This window comes from Citrobacter sp. A316 (assembly GCF_002042945.1).
Classification (GTDB): Bacteria; Pseudomonadota; Gammaproteobacteria; order Enterobacterales; family Enterobacteriaceae; genus Citrobacter; species Citrobacter portucalensis.
In genome coordinates, this window is record NZ_MVFZ01000017.1 from 1 (window position 1) to 23,009 (window position 23,009).

At 50.9% G+C, this 23,009-nt stretch carries 24 protein-coding genes, 1 rRNA gene and 1 other annotated feature; of the genes, 13 read left to right on the forward strand and 12 right to left on the reverse strand.

Annotated features, from left to right (window positions below):
• The 4 genes from BZK41_RS19145 to rluD form a co-directional block, all read right to left on the reverse strand.
• Window positions 1-75: ribosomal RNA gene (locus BZK41_RS19145) — 16S ribosomal RNA — on the reverse strand; the annotation flags it as partial.
• Between the two features lie 440 nt (window positions 76-515).
• Window positions 516-3,089: an ATP-dependent chaperone ClpB gene (clpB, locus tag BZK41_RS19150; RefSeq protein WP_079939184.1), complete on the reverse strand. Its 2,574-nt coding sequence runs from the start codon at window positions 3,087-3,089 to the stop codon at window positions 516-518.
• A gap of 129 nt (window positions 3,090-3,218) precedes the next feature.
• Window positions 3,219-3,950: a purine nucleoside phosphorylase YfiH gene (gene yfiH, locus BZK41_RS19155; RefSeq protein ID WP_079939185.1), complete on the reverse strand. Its 732-nt coding sequence runs from the start codon at window positions 3,948-3,950 to the stop codon at window positions 3,219-3,221.
• A complete protein-coding gene (gene rluD / locus BZK41_RS19160; protein WP_079939186.1) occupies window positions 3,947-4,927 on the reverse strand; it encodes a 23S rRNA pseudouridine(1911/1915/1917) synthase RluD in 981 nt (326 codons plus the stop codon). The genes yfiH and rluD overlap by 4 nt, the downstream gene beginning before the upstream one ends.
• 131 nt (window positions 4,928-5,058) lie before the next feature.
• Here rluD and bamD point away from each other — a divergent pair, with 131 nt between their 5' ends.
• From bamD to pheA, 4 genes are all read left to right on the forward strand, one after another.
• Window positions 5,059-5,796, forward strand: a complete 738-nt coding sequence (gene bamD, locus BZK41_RS19165) for an outer membrane protein assembly factor BamD (RefSeq protein WP_003826460.1) — start codon at window positions 5,059-5,061, stop codon at window positions 5,794-5,796.
• 269 nt (window positions 5,797-6,065) lie between these two features.
• On the forward strand, window positions 6,066-6,404 hold the full coding sequence (gene raiA / locus BZK41_RS19170) for a ribosome-associated translation inhibitor RaiA (RefSeq protein ID WP_003031244.1): 339 nt from the start codon (window positions 6,066-6,068) through the stop codon (window positions 6,402-6,404).
• A gap of 102 nt (window positions 6,405-6,506) precedes the next feature.
• Window positions 6,507-6,632: a sequence feature (Phe leader region), on the forward strand.
• Complete coding sequence (gene pheL, locus BZK41_RS27030) at window positions 6,508-6,555, forward strand: pheA operon leader peptide PheL (RefSeq protein ID WP_100250063.1); 48 nt, start codon at window positions 6,508-6,510, stop codon at window positions 6,553-6,555. Its footprint overlaps the feature before it by 48 nt.
• A 22-nt stretch (window positions 6,633-6,654) precedes the next feature.
• A complete protein-coding gene (gene pheA / locus BZK41_RS19175; RefSeq protein ID WP_003826458.1) occupies window positions 6,655-7,815 on the forward strand; it encodes a bifunctional chorismate mutase/prephenate dehydratase in 1,161 nt (386 codons plus the stop codon).
• A gap of 96 nt (window positions 7,816-7,911) precedes the next feature.
• On the opposite strand, the gene tyrA is transcribed toward pheA, so the two are convergent.
• Together tyrA and aroF are read right to left on the reverse strand one after the other, a co-directional pair.
• Window positions 7,912-9,033 carry a bifunctional chorismate mutase/prephenate dehydrogenase gene (tyrA, locus tag BZK41_RS19180; protein WP_079939187.1) on the reverse strand — a complete coding sequence of 374 codons (1,122 nt, stop codon included), beginning with the start codon at window positions 9,031-9,033 and terminating at the stop codon, window positions 7,912-7,914.
• A gap of 10 nt (window positions 9,034-9,043) precedes the next feature.
• Window positions 9,044-10,114: a 3-deoxy-7-phosphoheptulonate synthase AroF gene (aroF, locus tag BZK41_RS19185; RefSeq protein WP_003031241.1), complete on the reverse strand. Its 1,071-nt coding sequence runs from the start codon at window positions 10,112-10,114 to the stop codon at window positions 9,044-9,046.
• Between the two features lie 215 nt (window positions 10,115-10,329).
• Between aroF and BZK41_RS19190 the strand changes: the two genes are divergently transcribed.
• The 4 genes from BZK41_RS19190 to BZK41_RS19205 all read left to right on the forward strand — a co-directional run bounded on the left by BZK41_RS19190 (window position 10,330) and on the right by BZK41_RS19205 (window position 13,095).
• A complete protein-coding gene (locus BZK41_RS19190) occupies window positions 10,330-10,704 on the forward strand; it encodes a DUF2799 domain-containing protein (RefSeq protein WP_079939188.1) in 375 nt (124 codons plus the stop codon).
• Window positions 10,705-10,862: 158 nt separating this feature from the next.
• Window positions 10,863-11,381 (forward strand): YfiR family protein, encoded by a 519-nt coding sequence (locus BZK41_RS19195; protein WP_079939189.1) that lies wholly within the window; start codon window positions 10,863-10,865, stop codon window positions 11,379-11,381.
• The gene (dgcN, locus tag BZK41_RS19200; protein WP_079939190.1) at window positions 11,374-12,600 is read left to right on the forward strand and encodes a diguanylate cyclase DgcN; all 1,227 of its coding nucleotides are present in this window, start codon (window positions 11,374-11,376) and stop codon (window positions 12,598-12,600) included. The genes BZK41_RS19195 and dgcN overlap by 8 nt, the downstream gene beginning before the upstream one ends.
• A gap of 12 nt (window positions 12,601-12,612) precedes the next feature.
• Window positions 12,613-13,095 (forward strand): OmpA family protein, encoded by a 483-nt coding sequence (locus BZK41_RS19205; protein WP_079939191.1) that lies wholly within the window; start codon window positions 12,613-12,615, stop codon window positions 13,093-13,095.
• Window positions 13,096-13,226: 131 nt separating this feature from the next.
• Here BZK41_RS19205 and rplS read toward each other — a convergent pair whose 3' ends face one another.
• The 5 genes from rplS to ffh all read right to left on the reverse strand — a co-directional run bounded on the left by rplS (window position 13,227) and on the right by ffh (window position 16,852).
• Complete coding sequence (rplS, locus tag BZK41_RS19210; protein WP_002914145.1) at window positions 13,227-13,574, reverse strand: 50S ribosomal protein L19; 348 nt, start codon at window positions 13,572-13,574, stop codon at window positions 13,227-13,229.
• A gap of 39 nt (window positions 13,575-13,613) precedes the next feature.
• A complete protein-coding gene (gene trmD, locus BZK41_RS19215; protein ID WP_003826417.1) occupies window positions 13,614-14,381 on the reverse strand; it encodes a tRNA (guanosine(37)-N1)-methyltransferase TrmD in 768 nt (255 codons plus the stop codon).
• Between the two features lie 44 nt (window positions 14,382-14,425).
• On the reverse strand, window positions 14,426-14,974 hold the full coding sequence (rimM, locus tag BZK41_RS19220; RefSeq protein ID WP_003031230.1) for a ribosome maturation factor RimM: 549 nt from the start codon (window positions 14,972-14,974) through the stop codon (window positions 14,426-14,428).
• 18 nt (window positions 14,975-14,992) lie between these two features.
• Complete coding sequence (gene rpsP / locus BZK41_RS19225) at window positions 14,993-15,241, reverse strand: 30S ribosomal protein S16 (RefSeq protein ID WP_003031228.1); 249 nt, start codon at window positions 15,239-15,241, stop codon at window positions 14,993-14,995.
• Window positions 15,242-15,490: 249 nt separating this feature from the next.
• On the reverse strand, window positions 15,491-16,852 hold the full coding sequence (gene ffh, locus BZK41_RS19230; RefSeq protein WP_003031226.1) for a signal recognition particle protein: 1,362 nt from the start codon (window positions 16,850-16,852) through the stop codon (window positions 15,491-15,493).
• Between the two features lie 165 nt (window positions 16,853-17,017).
• Here ffh and BZK41_RS19235 point away from each other — a divergent pair, with 165 nt between their 5' ends.
• Both BZK41_RS19235 and BZK41_RS19240 read left to right on the forward strand, forming a co-directional pair.
• Window positions 17,018-17,809 (forward strand): inner membrane protein YpjD, encoded by a 792-nt coding sequence (locus BZK41_RS19235; RefSeq protein ID WP_003031224.1) that lies wholly within the window; start codon window positions 17,018-17,020, stop codon window positions 17,807-17,809.
• An 18-nt stretch (window positions 17,810-17,827) separates the two neighbouring features.
• The gene (locus tag BZK41_RS19240) at window positions 17,828-19,117 is read left to right on the forward strand and encodes an HlyC/CorC family transporter (protein ID WP_003826409.1); all 1,290 of its coding nucleotides are present in this window, start codon (window positions 17,828-17,830) and stop codon (window positions 19,115-19,117) included.
• A 49-nt stretch (window positions 19,118-19,166) separates the two neighbouring features.
• On the opposite strand, the gene grpE is transcribed toward BZK41_RS19240, so the two are convergent.
• Complete coding sequence (gene grpE / locus BZK41_RS19245) at window positions 19,167-19,760, reverse strand: nucleotide exchange factor GrpE (protein ID WP_003826408.1); 594 nt, start codon at window positions 19,758-19,760, stop codon at window positions 19,167-19,169.
• Window positions 19,761-19,882: 122 nt separating this feature from the next.
• Between grpE and nadK the strand changes: the two genes are divergently transcribed.
• From nadK to bamE, 3 genes are all read left to right on the forward strand, one after another.
• Window positions 19,883-20,761, forward strand: a complete 879-nt coding sequence (nadK, locus tag BZK41_RS19255) for an NAD(+) kinase (RefSeq protein ID WP_079939192.1) — start codon at window positions 19,883-19,885, stop codon at window positions 20,759-20,761.
• Window positions 20,762-20,846: 85 nt separating this feature from the next.
• Window positions 20,847-22,508 carry a DNA repair protein RecN gene (recN, locus tag BZK41_RS19260; RefSeq protein WP_079939193.1) on the forward strand — a complete coding sequence of 554 codons (1,662 nt, stop codon included), beginning with the start codon at window positions 20,847-20,849 and terminating at the stop codon, window positions 22,506-22,508.
• Window positions 22,509-22,657: 149 nt separating this feature from the next.
• A complete protein-coding gene (bamE, locus tag BZK41_RS19265) occupies window positions 22,658-23,002 on the forward strand; it encodes an outer membrane protein assembly factor BamE (protein WP_003826401.1) in 345 nt (114 codons plus the stop codon).
• The last annotated feature ends 7 nt before the right edge of the window (window positions 23,003-23,009 follow it).

Consider the following 23,009-nt stretch of genomic DNA (forward strand, 5'->3'; position numbering starts at 1 on the left):
GTGCTACCGTTCGACTTGCATGTGTTAGGCCTGCCGCCAGCGTTCAATCTGAGCCATGATCAAACTCTTCAATTTAAGTTTGATGCTCGTGAATTAAACTTCGTAATGAATTACGTATGTTCACTCAAGAGACTTGGTATTCATTTTTCGTCTTGCGACGTTAAGAATCCGTATCTTCGAGTGCCCACACAGATTGTCTGATAAATTGTTAAAGAGCAGTGCCGCTTCGCTTTTTCTCAGCGGCGCGGGGTGTGCATATTACGCCATCCCGCTACGAAGTCAAGCATTTGATTTCGCTTTCTTCGCCGAAGTTCTCAGTGGAACCTCGCTGACCCGGCGGCTTGTAATCCGTTGTTCCGTGTCAGTGGAGGCGCATTATAGGGAGTTATTTCAGGCTGACAAGTTAAAAATATAAAAAACTTATCAAGCGATTACTTTTCAATCAATGCGCCTATTTTTGCCTGGATTTTAAACAAAAACGGGCCCTGCAGGCCCGTTTATTGTTATTTTGTGACTTACTGCACTGCCACGATGCGATCGTCATTCACTTCCAGACGAATCGTTTTGCCCGGAATCAGTTCACCAGACAGAATTTGCTGCGCTAACGGGTTTTCGATCTGCTGCTGGATGGCACGTTTCAATGGACGCGCGCCATACACCGGATCGTAACCATTCGCACTCAGCAGTTTAAGCGCCTCGTCAGAAATATGGATTTCATAGCCACGCTCTTCCAGACGTTTGTACAGACGCTGCAGCTGGATCTGAGCAATAGAAGCAATATGCTGCTCACCCAGCGGATGGAACACAACAACTTCATCTATACGGTTGATGAATTCCGGGCGGAAGTTTTGGCTCACGACGCCCAGCACCATATCCTTCATGTGACCGTAATCCAACTCACCGAAGCGTTCCTGGATCAGATCGGAACCCAGGTTCGAGGTCATGATGACAACCGTATTACGGAAATCGACCGTTCTCCCCTGTCCGTCAGTCAGACGACCATCATCAAGCACCTGCAGCAGAATGTTGAACACATCCGGATGCGCTTTCTCCACTTCATCCAACAAGATGACAGAGTAAGGACGACGGCGTACTGCTTCCGTCAGATACCCACCTTCTTCATAACCGACATATCCCGGAGGTGCCCCAACCAAACGAGACACCGAGTGTTTCTCCATAAACTCGGACATATCGATACGCACCATTGCATCGTCACTGTCGAACATAAAGTTTGCCAGCGCTTTGCACAGTTCGGTTTTACCGACACCGGTTGGACCAAGGAACAGGAATGAACCAATCGGACGATTCGGATCGGACAAGCCCGCGCGGCTACGACGAATAGCATTAGAAACGGCTTCCACCGCTTCGTTCTGGCCAATCACGCGGCTGTGCAGCTCCTGCTCCATACGCAACAGTTTTTCCCGTTCGCCCTCCAGCATGCGAGCAACCGGGATCCCGGTCCAGCGCGCCAGCACCTCAGCAATTTCTGCATCCGTGACTTTATTACGCAGCAGACGCATGGTTTTGCCTTCAGACTGGGTGGCTGCTTCCAGCTGTTTTTCCAGTTCAGGAATTTTGCCGTACTGCAGTTCAGACATCCGCGCCAGGTCGCCAACGCGGCGCGCCTGTTCGATGGCGATTTTCGCCTGCTCCAGCTCAGCCTTGATAGTTTGCGTTCCCGAGAGGGAGGCTTTTTCAGCTTTCCACTCTTCCTCTAACTCAGAATACTGGCGCTCTTTGTCGTCCAGCTCTTCGTTGAGCATATCGAGACGTTTTTTACTCGCCTCATCAGACTCTTTCATTAATGCCTGCTGTTCCAGTTTGAGCTGGATAATACGGCGGTCGAGTCTGTCGAGTTCCTCCGGCTTGGAGTCAATCTGCATACGAATGCTGGATGCCGCTTCGTCAATGAGGTCGATAGCTTTATCCGGCAACTGACGATCGGCAATATAGCGGTGAGACAGCGTAGCTGCCGCAACAATCGCCGGGTCAGTAATCTGCACATGATGGTGCAGCTCATAACGTTCTTTCAGGCCACGCAAGATTGCGATGGTGTCTTCCACTGAAGGTTCAGCCACAAACACTTTCTGGAAACGACGTTCCAGCGCCGCATCTTTTTCGATGTACTGGCGATATTCATCAAGCGTTGTTGCGCCTACGCAGTGCAGTTCCCCGCGAGCCAGTGCTGGTTTCAGCATGTTCCCGGCGTCCATTGCGCCATCGGCTTTACCCGCCCCAACCATGGTATGCAATTCGTCGATAAACAGAATGACATTGCCTTCCTGTTTCGAGAGATCGTTCAGCACACCTTTTAAGCGTTCTTCAAACTCACCACGATATTTGGCCCCAGCCACCAGCGCGCCCATATCCAGCGCCAGCACACGACGGCCTTTTAAGCCTTCCGGCACTTCACCATTGATGATGCGTTGGGCCAGCCCTTCAACAATGGCTGTTTTACCGACGCCAGGTTCACCGATTAACACCGGGTTATTTTTAGTACGACGTTGCAGCACCTGAATAGTACGGCGAATTTCTTCATCACGGCCGATGACCGGATCGAGTTTGCCCTGCTCGGCACGTTCGGTCAGATCGACGGTATATTTTTTCAAGGCCTGACGTTGGTCTTCAGCCCCCTGGTCATTCACGCTTTCACCTCCACGCATTTGTTCAATTGCCTGAGTGATATTTGCGGTCGTCGCGCCTGCTGATTTTAATAAGTCGGTCAGCGTACCGCGTGACTCAAGCGCCGCCAGAACGAACAGTTCTGACGAAATAAAGTTGTCCCCACGTTTTTGCGCCAGCTTGTCGCAAAGATTCAGTACACGCACCAGTTCCTGAGAAGGCTGCACATCACCGCCGGTACCTTCTACCTGCGGCAAACGGCTCAACGCCTGGTCAATGGCTGTACGTAACTGGCCAGCATTAATGCCAGCAGACGTTAATAAAGGACGTACCGATCCCCCTTCCTGATTCAGCAAGGCGCTCATTAGATGCAGTGGTTCGATGAATTGATTGTCGTGCCCCAATGCGAGTGATTGGGCATCGGCAAGAGCAAGCTGGAATTTATTAGTAAGACGATCCAGACGCATAACTCCTCCCATAACAGGTCAAAATTGCTACTGGAGATTAAATGAGGTCATCCCTCAATTATTCAAGGTGAATGACCTGAATTATGTGAAAAGAAAATTACACGTACCGGATCGTCTTGATTCTTTAGGTTATATCAGCCAAATAAAACTTGCCATACGACCCGTGGTATTGTCGCGACGATAAGAGAAGAACGTCTCACTTTCACAAAAGGTGCAACGGTCACCACCGTGGATGTTCTCTACCCCGACATTGGCCAGACGCTGGCGCGCAAGCTGGTAGATATCCGCCAGATATTTGTCACCACGTGGTACAAAAGCGAGGTCCGCTTGCGGATCTTTCGCCATGAATGCCTCGCGGACTTCAGGCCCAACTTCAAACGCGTTTGGACCTATCGCCGGGCCTAGCCAGGCAATAATGTTTTCAGGTTTATCGGCAAAACACGCCACCGTCTCTTCCAGCACGCCGGCGCATAATCCGCGCCAACCCGCATGGGCCGCAGCCACTTCCGTTCCGGAACGATTGCAAAACAACACCGGCAAACAATCAGCGGTCATTACCGCACACACGGTGCCCGGCGTGTTGCTATACGACGCATCTGCGCGTTTGGAGGCGTAAGGCTCGCCGGTCAGTTTCAGAACATCCTTACCGTGGACCTGCTCCAGCCAGACCGGCTTTGACGGCAGATTGCCCGCAGCAAATAGTCGTTTGCGGTTCTCTTCAACATGCTCCGGGTTATCGCCGCAATGGGCGCCCAGATTCAGCGAATCGTAAGGCGGCATACTGACTCCGCCAATACGGGTAGAACTACACGCCGCGACACCTTGCGGTATCGGCCACTGCGGGACAATTAGCTTATTCATAGCCAGGCAATATCATCCTTATGTTCTTCGAAATCAGCGCGCATAACTTCAATCAACTGCACCATATCTTGTGGAATCGGCGCGTGCCATTCCATTTCGATACCGGAAATCGGGTGATATAAACGCAGCATGGTCGCGTGCAGCGCCTGACGGTCGAACTTACGCAGTACGGAGATAAATTCGTCAGAAGCGCCTTTCGGTGGACGTGGACGACCGCCGTAGACCTGATCGCCCACCAGCGGATGAGTGATGTGTGCCATGTGCACGCGGATCTGGTGCGTACGTCCGGTTTCCAGACGCAACCGCAGACGCGTGTGCACACGGAAGTGTTCCATAATGCGATAGTGCGTTACCGCCGGTTTCCCCATTGGGTGTACCGCCATGTGCGTACGCTTGGTCGGGTGACGGCTAATCGGTTCCTCAACGGTTCCGCCAGCAGTCATGTGACCAATTGCCACGGCTTCGTACTCACGGGTAATTTCGCGCAGCTGCAACGACTCCACCAGACGAGTTTGCGCCGGAACCGTTTTTGCCACCACCATTAATCCGGTCGTGTCTTTATCCAGACGGTGTACGATACCGGCACGAGGAACATCCGCGATTGGCGGGTAGTAATGCAGCAACGCATTCAATACCGTACCATCAGGATTCCCGGCGCCCGGATGCACTACGAGGTCACGGGGTTTGTTGATGACAAGAATATCATCATCTTCATAAACGATATCCAGTGGGATATCCTGAGCTTCAAAACGAACCTCTTCATCAATTTCTGCATTGATGGAGACACGCTCTCCACCCAACACTTTTTCTTTCGGTTTATCGCAAAGATTGCCATTTACCAGCACGCGCTGGTCGAGGATCCATTCTTTTATGCGCGATCGCGAATAATCAGGGAACAATTCGGCCAAAGCCTGATCTAAGCGTTGACCGAGCTGATTTTCGGAGACTGTTGCGGTGAGTTCTACTCGTTGTGCCATAAACTGCTTCTTCGTTTAACGTTGGGTTTTACGGCTTTGCCGTTTAATATAGTGTGCTATTGTAGCTGGTCTTAACCGGGAGCAGGAACAGAGAATCTCCCGTATTACATTTTGAGGAAAGTCAAAACGTCATGACGCGCATGAAATATCTGGTGGCAGCAGCCACGTTGAGCCTGTTTTTGGCGGGTTGCTCTGGTTCAAAGGAAGAGGTGCCCGATAATCCGCCAAATGAAATCTACGCGACTGCTCAGCAAAAGCTGCAGGACGGTAACTGGAAACAGGCAATAACGCAATTGGAAGCGTTGGATAACCGTTATCCATTTGGACCGTATTCTCAGCAGGTGCAATTAGATCTCATCTACGCCTACTACAAAAACGCCGATCTGCCGCTTGCTCAGGCTGCCATCGATCGTTTTATCCGTCTTAACCCGACACACCCTAACATTGATTATGTCATGTATATGCGTGGCCTGACCAATATGGCGTTGGATGATAGCGCACTGCAAGGTTTCTTTGGTGTTGATCGCAGCGATCGCGATCCGCAACATGCCCGAGCTGCGTTTAATGACTTTTCCAAGCTGGTACGTGGCTATCCGAACAGCCAGTACACCACTGACGCCACTAAACGTCTGGTGTTCCTGAAAGATCGTCTGGCGAAGTATGAATATTCCGTTGCGGAGTATTACACTGCCCGCGGTGCATGGGTTGCCGTGGTAAACCGTGTGGAAGGCATGCTGCGTGACTACCCGGATACCCAGGCAACACGTAATGCTCTGCCGTTGATGGAAAACGCTTATCGCCAGATGCAGATGAATGCGCAGGCCGAAAAAGTAGCAAAAATTATTGCCGCCAACAGCAGCAACACCTGATTTACCTCAGAATGCAAAACGGCAGCCCAAGGGCTGCCGTTTTTTTATCCATTAACGCCATAACTGAAGCGGTTTAGCTCCGACGCATCTCATCAAATATGGCCTGCTTTCAGGTATTCCTCAAGTAAAAAATCGCTTGTTCCTGCGGTGCCTCACAAAAAGGTTTTCTTGACAAAAAGCGACAAAATAATGTGATTCAGATCACACATTTTGACATTAGGAACGGTATGCTGGAATCACCAAGACGGGAAAGACAAGAGGTAAAATTTATGACAATGAACATTACCAGTAAACAAATGGAAATTACTCCGGCAATTCGCCAGCATGTCGCAGACCGTCTCGCCAAACTAGAAAAATGGCAAACTCATCTGATTAATCCACATATCATTCTGTCTAAGGAGCCACAGGGTTTCATTGCTGATGCCACCATCAATACACCGAACGGACATCTGGTCGCCAGCGCAAAACACGAGGATATGTACACCGCAATTAACGATTTGATCAACAAGCTGGAACGGCAGCTCAATAAAGTGCAGCACAAAGGCGAAGCCCGTCGTGCAACAACTTCAGTCAAAGACGCCAACTTCGTCGAAGCAGAAGAAGAGTAGTCCCTTACATTGAGTGTATCGCCAACGCGCCTTCGGGCGCGTTTTTTGTTGACAGGGTGAAAACAGTACGGGTACTTTACTGATGTAGCCAAAGGAAAATCACATGAAACTTGTCCCGTTCTTCTTCGCATTCTTTTTTACCTTCCCCTGAATGGGAGGCGTTTCGTCGTGTGATAAAGAATGCGAAGACGAACAATAAGGCCTCCCACAACGGGGGGCCTTTTTTATTGATAACAAGAAAGGCAACACTATGACATCGGAAAACCCATTGCTGGCGCTGCGCGATAAGATCAGTACGCTGGATGAAAAATTACTGGCCCTGCTGGCTGAGCGACGTGGACTGGCCGTAGAAGTTGGTAAAGCCAAACTGCTTTCGCATCGTCCGGTTCGTGATATCGACCGTGAACGTGACCTTTTGGACCGGCTCATTCAGCTTGGCAAAGCACATCATCTTGATGCTCACTACATTACTCGCCTGTTCCAACTCATCATCGAAGACTCCGTCCTGACTCAACAGGCACTGCTCCAGCAGCACCTGAACAAAATTAACCCGCACTCCGCGCGCGTGGCCTTCCTTGGGCCAAAAGGGTCATATTCCCATCTCGCAGCACGTCAGTACGCCGCCCGCCATTTTGAACAATTTATTGAAAGCGGCTGCGCAAAATTTGCCGATATCTTTAATCAGGTCGAAACCGGACAGGCTGACTATGCTGTGGTTCCGATTGAAAACACCAGCTCCGGTGGGATTAACGACGTTTACGACCTGCTGCAGCACACCAGCCTGTCTATCGTTGGCGAGATGACCATTACGATAGACCACTGTGTACTGGTGTCCGGCACGACGGATCTTGAGACCATTGAAACGGTATATAGCCATCCGCAGCCGTTCCAGCAGTGCAGCAAGTTCCTGAATCGCTACCCACACTGGAAGATTGAATACACCGAAAGCACCTCTGCGGCGATGGAAAAAGTTGCGCAGGCTAACTCACCGCGCGTGGCGGCCCTGGGGAGCGAAGCCGGAGGCGTGCTTTATGGATTGCAGGTTCTCGAGCATATTGAGGCTAACCAGTCGCAAAACATCACCCGCTTCGTGGTGCTGGCACGCAAAGCAATCAATGTTTCCGATCAGGTTCCGGCGAAAACCACGCTGCTGATGGCAACAGGACAACAGGCCGGTGCGCTGGTAGAAGCATTGCTGGTGCTGCGTAACCATAATCTGATTATGACTAAACTGGAGTCACGCCCGATTCACGGCAATCCGTGGGAAGAGATGTTTTATCTTGATATCCAGGCCAACCTGGAATCGCCCCAGATGCAAAAAGCATTGAAAGAGCTGGGTGAGATTACGCGTTCGATGAAAGTACTGGGTTGCTATCCAAGTGAGAACGTCGTGCCAGTCGATCCGAGCTAACGTTTGACAATGCCGGATGGCGCTACGCTTATCCGGCCTACGATTCATACGATTTTTGTAGGCCGGATAAGGCGAAGCCGCCATCCGGCATCTTACTTAAGGACGGCTGTCATTCGCCTGGCGTAACAAGGTACGGCTTTCACTCTGGAAGCGTTTCGCATAATCGCCAAACCAATGTTCCACCTTACGGAAGCTGTCGATAAACGCCTGCTTATCGCCCTGCTCCAGTAAACCGATCGCCTCGCCAAAACGTTGGTAGTAGCGTTTAATCAGCGCAAGGTTGCTCTCAGACGACATAATAATATCAGCATAGAGCTGCGGATCCTGAGCAAACAGACGGCCAACCATCGCCAGTTCAAGACGGTAAATCGGCGAAGAGAGCGCCAGCAGCTGCTCCAGTTGAACGTTTTCTTCCGCTAAATGCAGACCGTAAGCAAAAGTCGCAAAGTGACGCAATGCCTGAATAAACGCCATGTTCTGGTCATGTTCAACGGCGCTAATCCGATGCAGTCGCGCACCCCATACCTGAATCTGTTCCAGAAACCACTGATAAGCTTCCGGCTGACGTCCGTCACACCAGACGACGACCTGCTTGGCCAGACTGCCGCTGTCCGGACCAAACATTGGGTGTAACCCCACCACCGGGCCATCATGTGCAGCCAGCATCGCCTGCAAAGGACCATTTTTCACTGAAGCCAGATCCACCAGAATGCAGTCAGACGGCAGACTCGGTAGTTTGGCGATCACCTGCTCGGTGACGTGGATCGGCACGCTGACGATCACCATGCCGGCATCAGAGACGATCTCCGGCGCGCGATCCCAGTCCTGCTGTTCCAGGATCCGCACCTGGTAACCTGACAGGGTGAGCATTTTCTCGAACAGACGCCCCATCTGACCACCGCCACCGACGATCACCACCGGCCGCAGAGATGGACAAAGCGTTTTAAACCCTTTGTCGTTCTCACTGGAGTAGGACTCACGCATAACGCGACGTAGCACATCTTCAATCAGGTCCGGCGGCACGCCAAGGGCTTCCGCTTCCGCGCGACGAGAGGCAAGCATAGAGGCTTCCCGTTCCGGCACGTAGATCGGCAGCCCAAAGCGGCTTTTTACTTCGCCAACTTCGGCAACCAGCTCCAGGCGGCGTGCCAGTAAATCCAGCAGCGCCTTGTCAACTTCATCAATTTGATCGCGTAATGCGGTCAATTCAGCAACCATAACCAACCTCTTATGCTACACGCGCCGACAGCTGGCCGTTTAAATCTTGACTAATTTCACGCAGCAGCGCATCCGTCATTTCCCAGCTAATGCAGGCATCGGTTACGGACACGCCGTATTTCATTTCGCTGCGCGGCTGTTCAGAAGACTGGTTGCCTTCGTGAATATTACTTTCAATCATCAAGCCAATGATCGAGCGATTGCCATCTTTGATTTGTGCAATCACGGATTCAGCCACGGCAGGCTGACGGCGGTAATCTTTATTGGAATTACCATGACTGCAATCTACCATCAGAGAAGGTCGTAGTCCCGCCTGCTCCATCTCTTTTTCGCACTGGGCGACATCTGCCGGGCTGTAGTTCGGCGCTTTACCCCCGCGCAGGATCACATGACCGTCCGGATTCCCCTGTGTTTGCAGCAGTGCAACCTGCCCGGCCTGGTTAATACCGACAAAGCGGTGCGACTGCGCAGCCGCACGCATGGCGTTAATGGCGGTCGCCAGGCTACCGTCGGTACCATTCTTAAAGCCAACCGGCATCGAAAGACCGGAAGCCATTTCGCGGTGAGTCTGCGATTCCGTGGTACGGGCACCGATTGCGGACCAGCTAAACAGATCGCCCAGGTATTGCGGGCTATTTGGATCCAGCGCTTCAGTTGCCAGCGGCAGTCCCATATTTACCAATTCAAGCAGCAGCTGACGCGCAATTTTCAGACCTGCTTCAACATCAAAAGAGCCATCCATATGAGGATCGTTAATTAACCCTTTCCAGCCGACGGTGGTACGGGGTTTTTCAAAATAGACGCGCATCACCAGGTAGAGGCTATCGCTGACCTCTGCGGCAAGGGCTTTAAATCGACGAGCATACTCAATAGCCATTTCAGGATCGTGAATGGAGCATGGGCCACATACGACCAGCAGGCGCGGATCGCGACCGGAGATAATATCTGAGATGGTTTTACGCGACTGGGCGATTTGCGCCTCTTGCTCCTGGCTCAGCGGAAATTCAGCTTTCAGCTGTTCCGGAGTCATCAGAACCTGTTCGTCGGTAATATGTACGTTGTTCAGCGCGTCTTTTTGCATGATGGTGATCCTGTTTAGCTCGTTTGCGATAGTTGATCCTCAGCGAGGAGGAAATAACGATATCACAATAGGTAAAGATTTCAATCCACAATCCGTAAATTTTAATTTACATGATGTTATTTCAAGGCAAAAACAGCCCCTGTAGATGTACATTTAAATTTACACTACCGAATTATCAGATCCACTATGCTTTAAAAAACGAAGGAGCACAGGCAATGAAGCAACTCATCAGCATCTTGTTTCTATTACTTCTTAGCGGATGTCAGATAGATCCCTACACCCATGCCCCAACCTGGACTGGTACCGACTGGTATGACGCCGGGATACAAGATGCCATTTCGGGGTATGCCGTTAAAGATAATGAAACACTTGCCGACAACTACAATGATCCCGAAGTCGATCGTACGGAATATCTTAAGGGTTACGCCGAGGGACAACGTAAAACCTGCCAGCCGGATTTTGTTTACGTCAAAGGTTTGACCGGGAAAACCTTTCCCTCAAGTTGTGATACGGTCGAAAATGTTGACCAGTTACACAGTGCCTGGCAACAAGGGGCAAACGAGGGCGCTGCCTCGATAAGGTTAAATTAAACAATGGGTTATATTTTACAAACCATTAAGATTTAACTTAAATCACCAGTAGCATTATTCCAGGAATAATGACGGCTTAGGAAAATAATGTTATTTTGCTGCAAACAATCTTGAATGTATTTCGACGTTTTACAGCAAACGCTGGTAGGTAACTATTCATGAGCTATTCTTACCGACTCATACTTCTACTGGCACTGCTCCTGACCGGATTACCGCTGTATGCCCAAAGCGTTACGGAAGAAGCAAAATCTGTACGCGCTATGGTTTCCGGCATCGTCAGTTATACACGTTGGCCTGCACTTTCCGGGCCCCCAAAACTGTGTATTTTCTCTTCATCGCGTTTTTCCAGTGTCCTGGAAGATACCAGTGCTGGTGCATTACCCTATCTTCCCGTCATCATCCGTACGGAACAAGAAATATTAGTTTCGCAATGTGACGGTTTTTATTTTGGAAAAGAATCCCCTACTTATCAGGTGGAATTAAAGAATAAATATCCGACTAAGGCATTGCTATTAATTGCCGAACAGAATTCCGAATGCGTTATTGGCAGCGCCTTTTGCCTCATAATTAAAGATGAAGATGTGAGATTTTCCGTAAATATGGATTCCCTTTCACGCAGCGGCGTAAGGGTCAGTCCAGACGTATTGATGCTTGCACGGAATAATAAGCATGGATAAGGGTCATTCTCCCATAACACGCCCGACGTTTAAGCGGACATTACGGCGTATCAGCATAATCAGCGTTCTGGTAACCATGATGCTGATCTGGCTGCTGCTCAGCATTTCTTCCGTGCTGGCATTAAGACAGTATGCGCAAAAGAATCTGGATCTGACTGCCGCTACCATGACCCGTACGCTCGAAGCTGCATTAGTCTTTTCTGATAATGTTGCAGCAACTGAAACGCTGGCGGCACTGGGCCAGCAGGGGCAATTTTCCGTTGCAGAAGTTCGTAATAAAAACCAGAAGGTAATCGCCACCTGGCGCTATAACGCGCAGGATACCACTGAAAAGATCAGCGGGATGATCAGCCACTGGCTGTTCCCACAACCGGTCACTCAACCAATTTTGCATAATGGCAACGTCATCGGCGAAGTACGATTGACTGCGCGCGATAGCGTTATCAGTCATTTCATCTATTTGTCGCTGGCCGTCCTTACCGGGTGCATCCTGTTGGCATCCGGTATTGCATTAATGCTCACTCGCTATTTACACAATGGCGTCGTGGAAGCCCTGCAAAATATTACCGAGGTGGTACATGATGTTCGTACCAATCGTAACTTTTCACGGCGCGTATCAGAGGAACGTATTGAAGAGTTTCATCTCTTTGCCCTGGACTTTAATAGTCTGCTGGACGAGATGGAGGAATGGCAACTTAAACTGCAGGCAAAAAACGCTCAGCTTTTGCGTACTGCACTACATGATCCTCTGACGGGTCTGGCTAATCGCGCCGCATTTCGCAGCAGCATAAATGCCCTAATGAATGATGATGCAGCGCACAGCAGCTCGGCATTGTTATTCCTTGATGGCGATAATTTTAAATTCATTAATGATACCTGGGGCCACGCAGCGGGGGATCGGGTCCTGATTGAAGTCGCAAAAAGGCTGTCCGAGTTTGGGGGGAGTCGCCATTACCCCTACAGACTTGGCGGCGATGAGTTCGCTATGGTGCTGTATAGCGTTCACTCTGAATATGAGGTTCAGCGGATCTGCGCGGCACTGTCACAAGAGTTTAACCGACCTTTTGACCTGCATAATGGTCATTTAGCAAGCATGACACTCAGCATTGGGTTTGCGCTGACGTGGGAACATGCCTCTGCCGAGAAATTACAAGAACTGGCCGATCAAAATATGTATCAGGCCAAACATTTGCGTTCTGAACGCATTATTAAAAAATAAGGAATTACACACATGCTAAAACGTTTATTATCCCCGTTTCTTCTGCTTTTACTGATTCTGGCTGGCTGTCAGGCACCTCAGGGAAAATTTACCCCAGAGCAAATTGCAGCCATGAAATCGTATGGATTTACTGAAGTATCAGGAGACTGGTCTCTTGGCCTGTCTGACAACATCCTGTTTGACAAAAACGACTATAAGCTCCGTCCAGAAAGCGAAAAGCAAATCCAGGAAATGGCATCTAAACTGGCTGCTACCGGGCTAAACCATGCGCGACTGGATGGTCATACCGATAACTACGGCGAAGACAGCTACAACGAGGCTCTGTCGCTCAAACGCGCTAATGTCGTTGCCGATGCCTGGGCGCAGGGAGCTAATATCCCCCGCACCAACCTGACGACTCAGGGACTCGGAAAGAAATATCCCATTGCCAGCAACCAGACATCAAAAGGTCGCGCTGAAAACCGCCGCGTGGCGGTAGTGATCACGACGCCATAATCATCCCCCAACTGGCTGCTCGCCGCGCAGTCATTCCATTGCCATAAAGAATAAAAGAGTAAACGTCGGGATAAAAAAAGGGCCAGCCTTTCGGCCAGCCCTTTTCTAACAGGATGTCGCTTGCGCGAATCTTAGTTAAGACGCTCTTTGATACGAGCAGACTTACCAGTGCGCTCACGCAGGTAGTACAGTTTAGCTTTACGAACAGCACCACGACGTTTAACAGCAATGCTGTCAACTACCGGAGAGTGAGTCTGGAAGACACGCTCAACGCCTTCGCCGTTGGAAATTTTACGAACAGTGAATGCAGAGTGCAGACCGCGGTTACGAATAGCGATAACCACGCCCTCGAATGCCTGCAGACGTTTTTTGGAACCTTCAACAACCCATACTTTCACTTCCACGGTATCACCCGGACGGAAGGAAGGTACGTCCTGCTTCATCTGTTCTTGTTCAAGTTGCTTAATAATGTTGCTCATAATTTAATCTCTTATCCTGGGTAAACTGATATTGGGGGCTTACGCCTGCCCATCATGTTTATGTTGCTGTTGTGCGTGTTCCGTTTTGAACTCCGCCAGCAACCTTGCTTGCTCTTCAGTCAGAGCCAGGTTTTCCAGAAGTTCAGGTCTTCTAAGCCAGGTCCGGCCCAGCGACTGTTTCAAACGCCAGCGACGTATCTCAGCGTGGTTCCCCGACAGTAACACTGCCGGTACTTCCATCTGCTCTAACACTTCAGGTCGGGTATAGTGCGGGCAATCCAGCAATCCATCAGCAAACGAATCTTCGATTGCTGAAGCTTCATGACCCAGAACTCCCGGAATAAACCGGGAAACGGAGTCGATCAGCGTCATTGCCGGTAACTCACCACCGCTGAGTACGTAATCGCCGATTGACCATTCTTCGTCAATTTCGGTTTGAATCACGCGCTCATCTATTCCTTCGTAGCGACCACACACCAGAATCAGCTTTTGATTCGTGGCCAGTTCGCTAACGCCCGCTTGATCAAGCTTGCGTCCCTGAGGTGACAGATAAATCACCTTTGCGCCTTCACCAGCCGCAGCTTTTGCTGCATGAATGGCGTCCCGTAAAGGTTGCACCATCATTAACATCCCCGGTCCGCCGCCGTAAGGACGATCGTCCACGGTACGGTGCCGGTCATGAGTAAAGTCACGAGGACTCCAGCTCTGGATGTTCAGCAGGCCATTTTTTACTGCCCGGCCAGTTACCCCGTAATCGGTAATTGCGCGGAACATTTCTGGAAACAGGCTAACGATACCTATAAACACAAGCCAATCCCCATAACGCCGACTTTTACCGTTTATCCGGTGGTTTAAAAACCAGGATCCCAATCTACTTCGATAGTACGAGTAGCGAGATCGACTTTCTTGATAACCTGCCCATCGAGGAACGGTACAAGACGTTCCTTGATACCAAACGCATCTTTCAGGTTTGCCTTGATGACGATGACGTCATTCGAACCGGTTTCCATCATATCGACGACTTTACCGAGATCGTAGCCTTCTGTGGTCACCACCTGGCAGCCCATAAGGTCTTTCCAGTAATAGGAACCATCTTCCAGCGCTGGCAACTGCGAGGAATCCACGACAATTTCGCAATTAGTCAGTAGATTCGCCGAATCACGATCGTCAACGCCTTTCAGCTTGATGATCAGATCCTGATTGTGGTGCTTCCAGCTTTCCAGCTGTACTTGCTGCCACTGACCCGCCTTCTGGATAAACCAGGGCTGATAGTCAAAAATGCTTTCGGCGTCTTCAGTGGAAGAAAACACTCTGAGCCAACCACGGATACCGTAAGAAGACCCCATTTTCCCCAAAACGATGGGTTCTACAGGAGCCTGTGCGGCGAGTTGCTTGCTCATCATGACCACCGTGACAGATTAAGCTGCTTTGTTTGCTGCTTTGATCAGCGTAGCTACGCGATCAGAAATAGTCGCGCCCTGGCCAACCCAGTGAGCGATGCGATCCAGATCCAGGCGAGTGCCTTCTTCTTTTTCGCTAGCGATTGGGTTAAAGAAGCCAACGCGCTCGATGAAGCGACCGTTGCGTGCATTACGGCTGTCGGTAACAACAACCTGGTAGAACGGACGCTTTTTAGCGCCGTGACGAGCTAAACGAATAGTAACCATAACATCCTCTTGTGTGAATAAAACACCCAGGCCCCATCGAGGAACGGAGCCCGGGTGTCATATTAAAAGCCCGAAAATTTTACTGATTTCTGGGGAAAATGCAATCAGCAGTTGATAACTCTGCTATAAAAGGCCGTTGGCGGTGCCGTCAGTTCGGTGCCGGCGTGCGCGCAGCCACCGGAGCGTACACGCAGTACGTGAGGATGGCGAGCACACCCCGGTGCCGAAATAGCAAACAAGCCAGGCCGATTAGCGGCCTGGGAATCCTGGGGGCATCATCCCCTTCATACCACGCATCATCTTCGCCATTCCGCCCTTCTTCATTTTCTTCATCATGCGCTGCATGTCGTCGAACTGTTTCAGAAGGCGGTTTACATCCTGTACCTGCATACCGCAACCGGCAGCGATACGGCGTTTACGGGAACCTTTGATAATTTCCGGCTTAGCGCGTTCTTTCATCGTCATCGAGTTGATGATGGCTTCCATACGCACCAGCACTTTATCGTCCATCTGCGATTTTACATTGTCAGGGATCTGCCCCATGCCCGGCAGCTTGCCCATCAGGCTTGCCATACCGCCCATGTTTTTCATCTGGTTGAGCTGCTCAAGGAAATCGTTGAGATCGAAGCCATCGCCTTTTTTCAACTTGCTGGCTAATTTTTCTGCCTGCGCGCGGTCAACCTTGCTTTCGATATCTTCGATCAGCGACAGCACGTCGCCCATGCCGAGAATACGCGAGGCAATCCTGTCCGGGTGGAACGGCTCCAGTGCTTCGGTTTTCTCGCCGACACCGAGGAATTTAATCGGCTTACCGGTAATATGACGAATAGAAAGCGCCGCGCCGCCACGCGCATCACCATCAACTTTTGTCAGCACTACGCCGGTTAACGGCAGCGCTTCGTTAAAGGCTTTTGCGGTATTCGCGGCATCCTGACCGGTCATGGCGTCGACCACAAACAGCGTTTCTACCGGTTTGATAGAAGCGTGGACCTGTTTGATTTCGTCCATCATCGCTTCATCAACGTGCAGACGACCGGCGGTATCCACCAGCAGCACGTCGTAGAATTTGAGTTTGGCTTCTTTCAACGCGGCGTTAACAATATCGACCGGCTTCTGGCCAACATCCGACGGGAAGAAGTCCACACCAACCTGCTCGGCCAGCGTTTCCAGCTGTTTAATCGCCGCCGGGCGATAAACGTCCGCGGAGACCACCAGCACCTTCTTCTTGTGCTTCTCACGCAGGAATTTACCCAGCTTACCGACGCTGGTCGTTTTACCCGCACCCTGCAGGCCCGCCATCAGCACCACGGCTGGTGGCTGTGCAGCCAGATTCAGGGTCTGGTTTTCTTCGCCCATTGCCGCAACCAGTTCGTTACGAACAATCTTGACGAACTCCTGACCCGGCGTCAGGCTTTTGTTAACTTCATGACCAACCGCTTTCTCTTTTACGCGATTGATAAACTCACGCACTACCGGCAGCGCTACGTCAGCCTCCAGCAGCGCCATGCGCACTTCGCGCAGCGTCTCTTTAACGTTGTCTTCAGTAAGGCGTCCACGGCCACTGATATTGCGCAGCGTGCGCGACAAACGATCGGTTAAATTATCAAACATTGTCTCTCGCCTGGGGTGGAAACGGTCGGTCGCGACAGCGACACATCAACAGAAATTTGTCGCAGTATAACATGAAGCCGCCTTTGTTGTTATGCAACGGTTGGAGCAGCGGTCACGTAACGCTATACTGCTTTTCTTTATCACTGGCCAACTGTCGACACCTATATGCCCGTTTTTGCTCTGCTCGCCCTTGTCGCCTACTCAGTCAGCCTCGCGCTGATTATTCCCGCTCTGCTGCAAAAAAACAGCGGCTGGCGGCGTATGGCTATTCTCTCTGCGGTCGTTGCGCTGGTAAGCCATGCTATCGCCCTGGAAGCGCGTATCCTACCCGGCGGTGAAAGCGGACAAAACCTGAGTCTGTTGAACGTCGGCTCGCTGGTAAGCCTGATGATCTGTACGGTAATGACCATCGTCGCTTCCCGCAATCGTGGCTGGCTATTGCTGCCTATTGTCTACGCCTTTGCGCTGATAAACCTGGCCTTCGCCACGTTTATGCCTAACGAGTTCATCACCCATCTCGAAGCTACGCCAGGCATGATGATCCATATCGGGCTTTCGCTTTTCGCTTACGCCACGCTGATTATCGCCGCGCTCTACGCGCTACAGCTTGCATGGATTGACTACCAGCTGAAAAACAAAAAACTGGCCTTCAGCAATGAGATGCCGCCACTGATGAGTATTGAGCGGAAAATGTTTCATATCACCCAAATTGGCGTGGTTCTGCTAACACTCACCCTGTGCACTGGCCTGTTTTACATGCATAACCTGTTCAGTACCGAGAACATTGATAAAGCCGTTCTCTCTATCGTGGCATGGTTTGTCTATATCGTTCTGTTGTGGGGGCATTACCATGAAGGTTGGCGCGGACGTCGCGTCGTATGGTTTAACGTCGCAGGCGCAGGCATTCTGACGCTGGCCTATTTCGGCAGTCGTATCCTGCAGCAGTTCGTGAGTTAAATCTTTAAGGAATCCTACGTGGAACACATCTCCACCACCACGCTCATTGTCACGCTCCTCATCATGGTGGTCATTTCCGCCTATTTTTCCGGTTCTGAAACCGGAATGATGACCCTGAATCGCTATCGTCTACGTCATCGGGCCAAGCAGGGAAATCGACAGGCAAAACGCGTTGAAAAGTTACTTCGCAAGCCGGATCGCCTGATAAGCCTGGTGCTCATCGGCAATAATCTGGTGAATATTCTGGCCTCCGCGCTCGGTACTATTGTCGGTATGCGTCTGTATGGCGATGCAGGCGTCGCCATTGCCACTGGGGTACTGACGTTTGTGGTGCTGGTTTTTGCTGAAGTGCTGCCAAAGACGATTGCCGCGCTATACCCGGAAAAAGTTGCCTATCCAAGCAGCGTCCTGCTGGCTCCCCTACAGATTCTGATGATGCCGTTGGTATGGCTACTCAACACCATCACGCGGCTTCTGATGCGCATGATGGGCATCAAAACGGATATCGTGGTGAGCGGTTCGTTGAGTAAAGATGAGCTACGCACACTGGTGAATGAATCGCGCTCGCAAATCTCACGCCGTAACCAGGATATGCTGCTGTCAGTGCTGGATCTGGAAAAAGTCAGCGTCGATGACATCATGATCCCGCGTAATGAAATCATCGGCATTGATATTAACGATGACTGGAAATCAATCGTGCGTCAGCTTTCGCACTCCCCGCACGGTCGTATTGTGCTGTATCGCGATTCGCTCGACGACGCCATCAGCATGCTGCGCGTACGTGAAGCCTGGCGATTGATGGCCGAGAAAAAAGAGTTCACCAAAGAGACCATGTTACGCGCCGCCGACGAAATTTATTACGTTCCGGAAGGCACGCCACTCAGCACTCAGCTCATTAAATTTCAACGCAACAAGAAGAAAGTGGGACTGGTCGTCAATGAATATGGCGATATTCAGGGACTGGTTACGGTCGAGGATATCCTGGAAGAGATTGTTGGTGACTTCACGACCTCAATGTCTCCGACGCTTGCCGAAGAAGTCACGCCGCAGAATGACGGTTCGGTGATCATTGATGGTAGCGCCAACGTTCGTGAAATCAATAAGGCGTTTAACTGGCACCTGCCGGAAGATGATGCTCGTACTGTGAACGGTATTATTCTTGAAGCGCTGGAGGAGATCCCGATTGCTGGCACGCGTGTGCGTATCGGGCAGTACGATATCGATATTCTCGACGTGCAGGACAATATGATTAAACAGGTGCAGGTGTTGCCCGTCAAACCGCTGCGAGAAAGCGTATCGGACCAGTGAGAGTAATCCAGACCGGGTAGCGCATCAGCATTACCCGGTCTGAGGCTGATTAGCCTTTGGCTTTCGCCACAGAGACCATCGCCGCACGGATGGTACGTCCGTTCAGGGTATAGCCTTTCTGCATAACCATCAGCACATTACCGGCAGCAACGTCGTCAGACTCTACCATTGCAATCGCCTGGTGCACGTTCGGGTCCATCGGCACGTCGATATCCGCAACCACTTGTACGCCAAACTTCGCCACAACATCCAGCATTGACTTACGGGTCAGCTCAATACCTTCAACCATCGCCGCCATAGCGTCATTATCTTTATCCGCCACTTCCAGCGCACGGTCCAGGCTATCCAGCACCGGCAGCAGTTCGTTGACGAATTTTTCCAGCGCAAACTTATGCGCTTTTTCTACGTCCAGTTCGGTACGACGACGCAGGTTTTCCATTTCCGCTTTGATACGCAACACGCTGTCGCGCTCGCGAGTTTCGGCTTCAGCAAGCTGAGCTTCCAGATTCGCAATTTTTTCATCGCGCGGATCCACCTGCTCAGCAGAAGCGTCTGGTTCAACCGCCTCAACTTCTTCGTGCTGATCCATGATAATTTCTTCCGGGGCTTGCCCCTCAGGCGTTTTCTGTTCTTTACTACTCATGAATTTCTCCGCGTTTTTTTCGCATTCATCTCGCTAACTTGGCTTATTATGGGGATCAGATTCAGGGATTCAAGGGAAGTACTCACATTGTCACTAATCTTCGTTACAAGGACCTCGAGAAAATGAACAAACATTTCAAGTGTATTGGCATTGTGGGGCATCCACGTCACCCCACTGCACTGACCACACATGAAATGCTCTACCGTTGGCTGTGCGCCAAAGGTTATGAGGTTATCGTGGAGCAACAAATCGCCCACGAGCTGCAGCTGAAAAATGTGAAAACCGGTACGCTCGCAGAGATTGGCCAGCAGGCAGACCTCGCCGTAGTAGTCGGCGGCGACGGCAATATGTTGGGCGCCGCACGCACCCTGGCACGTTATGACATCAAGGTTATTGGCATTAACCGCGGTAATCTCGGTTTTCTGACCGACCTTGACCCAGACAATGCACAACAACAGTTAGCTGACGTGCTGGAAGGCCACTACATCAGCGAAAAGCGCTTTTTACTCGAAGCTCAGGTGTGCCAACAGGATTGCCAGAAGCGTATTAGCACGGCGATCAATGAAGTTGTGTTGCACCCCGGAAAAGTGGCGCACATGATTGAATTTGAAGTCTATATCGATGAAATTTTTGCCTTCTCCCAGCGTTCGGACGGCTTGATTATTTCCACACCGACTGGCTCTACCGCCTATTCGCTCTCTGCCGGAGGCCCGATCCTGACGCCTTCACTGGATGCTATTACGCTGGTCCCAATGTTCCCGCATACGCTTTCCGCGCGACCGCTGGTGATCAACAGTAGCAGCACCATCCGCCTGCGCTTCTCACATCGCAGTAACGATCTGGAAATCAGCTGCGACAGCCAGATCGCCCTGCCTATACAGGAAGGTGAAGACGTATTAATTCGCCGCTGTGATTATCACCTGAACCTGATACACCCAAAAGATTACAGTTATTTCAACACATTAAGCACTAAGCTAGGCTGGTCAAAAAAATTATTCTAATTTAACGCCAACCTCTTTACTGTATAAAAAACCAGTTTATACTGTATGTAATTACAGTTATGGTTTTTCATACAGGAAAACAGCTATGTTGGCACAACTGACCATCAGCAATTTTGCTATCGTTCGTGAACTTGAGATCGATTTCCAGAACGGAATGACCGTTATTACCGGTGAAACCGGTGCGGGTAAGTCCATTGCCATTGATGCTCTCGGTTTGTGCCTGGGCGGACGCGCAGACGCCGACATGGTACGTGCAGGCGCCACGCGAGCCGACCTCTGCGCCCGCTTCGCCTTAAAAGACACCCCCGCGGCCCTGCGCTGGCTGGAAGAAAACCAGCTTGAGGAAGGCCGTGAGTGTTTGCTGCGTCGCGTTATCAGCAGCGACGGACGTTCACGTGGCTTCATTAACGGCACTGCCGTACCGCTGTCACAGCTGCGCGAGCTGGGCCAGTTGCTTATTCAAATCCACGGTCAGCATGCGCATCAACTCCTGACAAAATCAGAACACCAAAAGTCTCTGCTGGATGGCTACGCCAATGAAGCGTCCCTGACTCAGGAAATGGCTGTGCGCTACCAGTTGTGGCACCAAAGCTGCCGTGACCTGGCACATCATCAACAACAGAGTCAGGAACGCGCAGCCCGGGCGGAACTGTTGCAATACCAGTTAAAAGAGCTGAACGAATTCAACCCGCAGCCGGGTGAGTTTGAGCAAATTGATGAAGAGTACAAACGTCTGGCTAACAGCGGGCAATTGCTGACCACCAGCCAACAGGCGCTGGCTATCCTGGCAGATGGTGAAGACATCAACCTGCAAAGCCAGCTGTACACCGCAAAACAGCTGGTCACTGAACTGGCAGGCATGGACGGCAAACTTTCCGGTATTCTGGATATGCTGGAAGAGGCCACTATCCAGCTCAGCGAAGCCAGCGACGAGCTGCGCCACTATTGCGATCGTCTGGATTTAGACCCTAATCGTTTGTTCGAACTTGAGCAGCGTATTTCCAAACAAATCTCATTGGCCCGCAAGCATCATGTTGCCCCTGAAGCGCTGCCACAGTTTTATCAGTCATTGCTGGATGAACAACAGCAGTTAGACGATCAGGCCGACTCGCTCGAAACCTTAACCCTGGCTGTGAACAATCACCACCAGCAGGCACTGGAAACGGCAAAAATGCTGCACCAACAGCGCCAGCATTATGCTCAGGAACTGGGACAACTGATTACCGAGAGCATGCATACTCTCTCAATGCCGCACGGCGTCTTTTGCATTGATGTGAAATTTGAGGAACATCATTTGAGCTCAGACGGTGCCGATCGCGTAGAGTTTAAAGTGACCACTAACCCAGGCCAGCCGTTGCAGCCGATTGCGAAAGTCGCTTCCGGTGGGGAACTGTCGCGCATTGCGCTGGCTATTCAGGTTATTACCGCACGTAAAATGGAAACACCGGCGCTGATTTTCGATGAAGTGGATGTCGGTATCAGCGGCCCGACTGCTGCGGTAGTGGGAAAAATGCTGCGTCAGTTGGGCGAGTCAACTCAGGTAATGTGTGTTACTCACCTGCCGCAGGTTGCTGGCTGTGGCCATCAACATTTCTATGTCAGCAAAGAAACAGATGGCGCGATGACCGAAACACACATGCAGCCGCTTGATAAACGCGCTCGTCTGCAGGAGTTAGCCCGCCTGCTTGGCGGTAGCGAAGTGACGCGCAATACCCTCGCAAATGCAAAAGAACTGCTGGCGGCATAAACTTTTTTACCTTGTTAAGGTCTGAGTTCAACATAAAATCGCCGACCGACCCGACAGCAAAAGGTTTTAAAGTGGTGAAAGGTCTATTATCATCGGCATATTACATATGAGCCGCGTACTGCTCGGGCCCGAAAAGGAATCAAATCACTATGCGCTGTAAAACGCTGACTGCTGCTGCAGCAGTACTACTGATGTTGACTGCAGGCTGTTCCACTCTGGAGCGAGTGGTTTACCGCCCTGACATCAACCAGGGAAATTATCTGACACCTACCGATGTCGCCAAAGTGCGCACGGGTATGACGCAACAGCAGGTTGCTTATGCTCTGGGTACACCAATGATGTCCGATCCTTTTGGCACTAACACCTGGTTTTATGTGTTCCGTCAGCAACCTGGTCATGAAGGCGTAACCCAGCAAACACTGACGCTGACCTTTAACAGCAGCGGCGTTTTGACCAACATTGATAACAAACCTGCTTTGACCGACAACAAGTAGGTTTGAG

Excerpts from the sequence above, each read along its gene's own strand:
- BZK41_RS19195 (WP_079939189.1), top strand. The coding sequence starts at position 10,863 with ATGAGCTATTCTTACCGACTCATACTTCTACTGGCACTGCTCCTGACC.
- bamE (WP_003826401.1), top strand. The coding sequence starts at position 22,658 with ATGCGCTGTAAAACGCTGACTGCTGCTGCAGCAGTACTACTGATGTTG.
- dgcN (WP_079939190.1), top strand. The coding sequence starts at position 11,374 with ATGGATAAGGGTCATTCTCCCATAACACGCCCGACGTTTAAGCGGACA.
- rluD (WP_079939186.1), bottom strand. The coding sequence starts at position 4,927 with ATGGCACAACGAGTAGAACTCACCGCAACAGTCTCCGAAAATCAGCTC.
- recN (WP_079939193.1), top strand. The coding sequence starts at position 20,847 with ATGTTGGCACAACTGACCATCAGCAATTTTGCTATCGTTCGTGAACTT.
- rpsP (WP_003031228.1), bottom strand. The coding sequence starts at position 15,241 with ATGGTTACTATTCGTTTAGCTCGTCACGGCGCTAAAAAGCGTCCGTTC.
- BZK41_RS19205 (WP_079939191.1), top strand. The coding sequence starts at position 12,613 with ATGCTAAAACGTTTATTATCCCCGTTTCTTCTGCTTTTACTGATTCTG.
- ffh (WP_003031226.1), bottom strand. The coding sequence starts at position 16,852 with ATGTTTGATAATTTAACCGATCGTTTGTCGCGCACGCTGCGCAATATC.
- rimM (WP_003031230.1), bottom strand. The coding sequence starts at position 14,974 with ATGAGCAAGCAACTCGCCGCACAGGCTCCTGTAGAACCCATCGTTTTG.
- tyrA (WP_079939187.1), bottom strand. The coding sequence starts at position 9,033 with ATGGTTGCTGAATTGACCGCATTACGCGATCAAATTGATGAAGTTGAC.
- pheA (WP_003826458.1), top strand. The coding sequence starts at position 6,655 with ATGACATCGGAAAACCCATTGCTGGCGCTGCGCGATAAGATCAGTACG.
- yfiH (WP_079939185.1), bottom strand. The coding sequence starts at position 3,950 with ATGAATAAGCTAATTGTCCCGCAGTGGCCGATACCGCAAGGTGTCGCG.
- aroF (WP_003031241.1), bottom strand. The coding sequence starts at position 10,114 with ATGCAAAAAGACGCGCTGAACAACGTACATATTACCGACGAACAGGTT.
- clpB (WP_079939184.1), bottom strand. The coding sequence starts at position 3,089 with ATGCGTCTGGATCGTCTTACTAATAAATTCCAGCTTGCTCTTGCCGAT.
- grpE (WP_003826408.1), bottom strand. The coding sequence starts at position 19,760 with ATGAGTAGTAAAGAACAGAAAACGCCTGAGGGGCAAGCCCCGGAAGAA.
- raiA (WP_003031244.1), top strand. The coding sequence starts at position 6,066 with ATGACAATGAACATTACCAGTAAACAAATGGAAATTACTCCGGCAATT.
- BZK41_RS19190 (WP_079939188.1), top strand. The coding sequence starts at position 10,330 with ATGAAGCAACTCATCAGCATCTTGTTTCTATTACTTCTTAGCGGATGT.
- nadK (WP_079939192.1), top strand. The coding sequence starts at position 19,883 with ATGAACAAACATTTCAAGTGTATTGGCATTGTGGGGCATCCACGTCAC.
- rplS (WP_002914145.1), bottom strand. The coding sequence starts at position 13,574 with ATGAGCAACATTATTAAGCAACTTGAACAAGAACAGATGAAGCAGGAC.
- BZK41_RS19235 (WP_003031224.1), top strand. The coding sequence starts at position 17,018 with ATGCCCGTTTTTGCTCTGCTCGCCCTTGTCGCCTACTCAGTCAGCCTC.
- bamD (WP_003826460.1), top strand. The coding sequence starts at position 5,059 with ATGACGCGCATGAAATATCTGGTGGCAGCAGCCACGTTGAGCCTGTTT.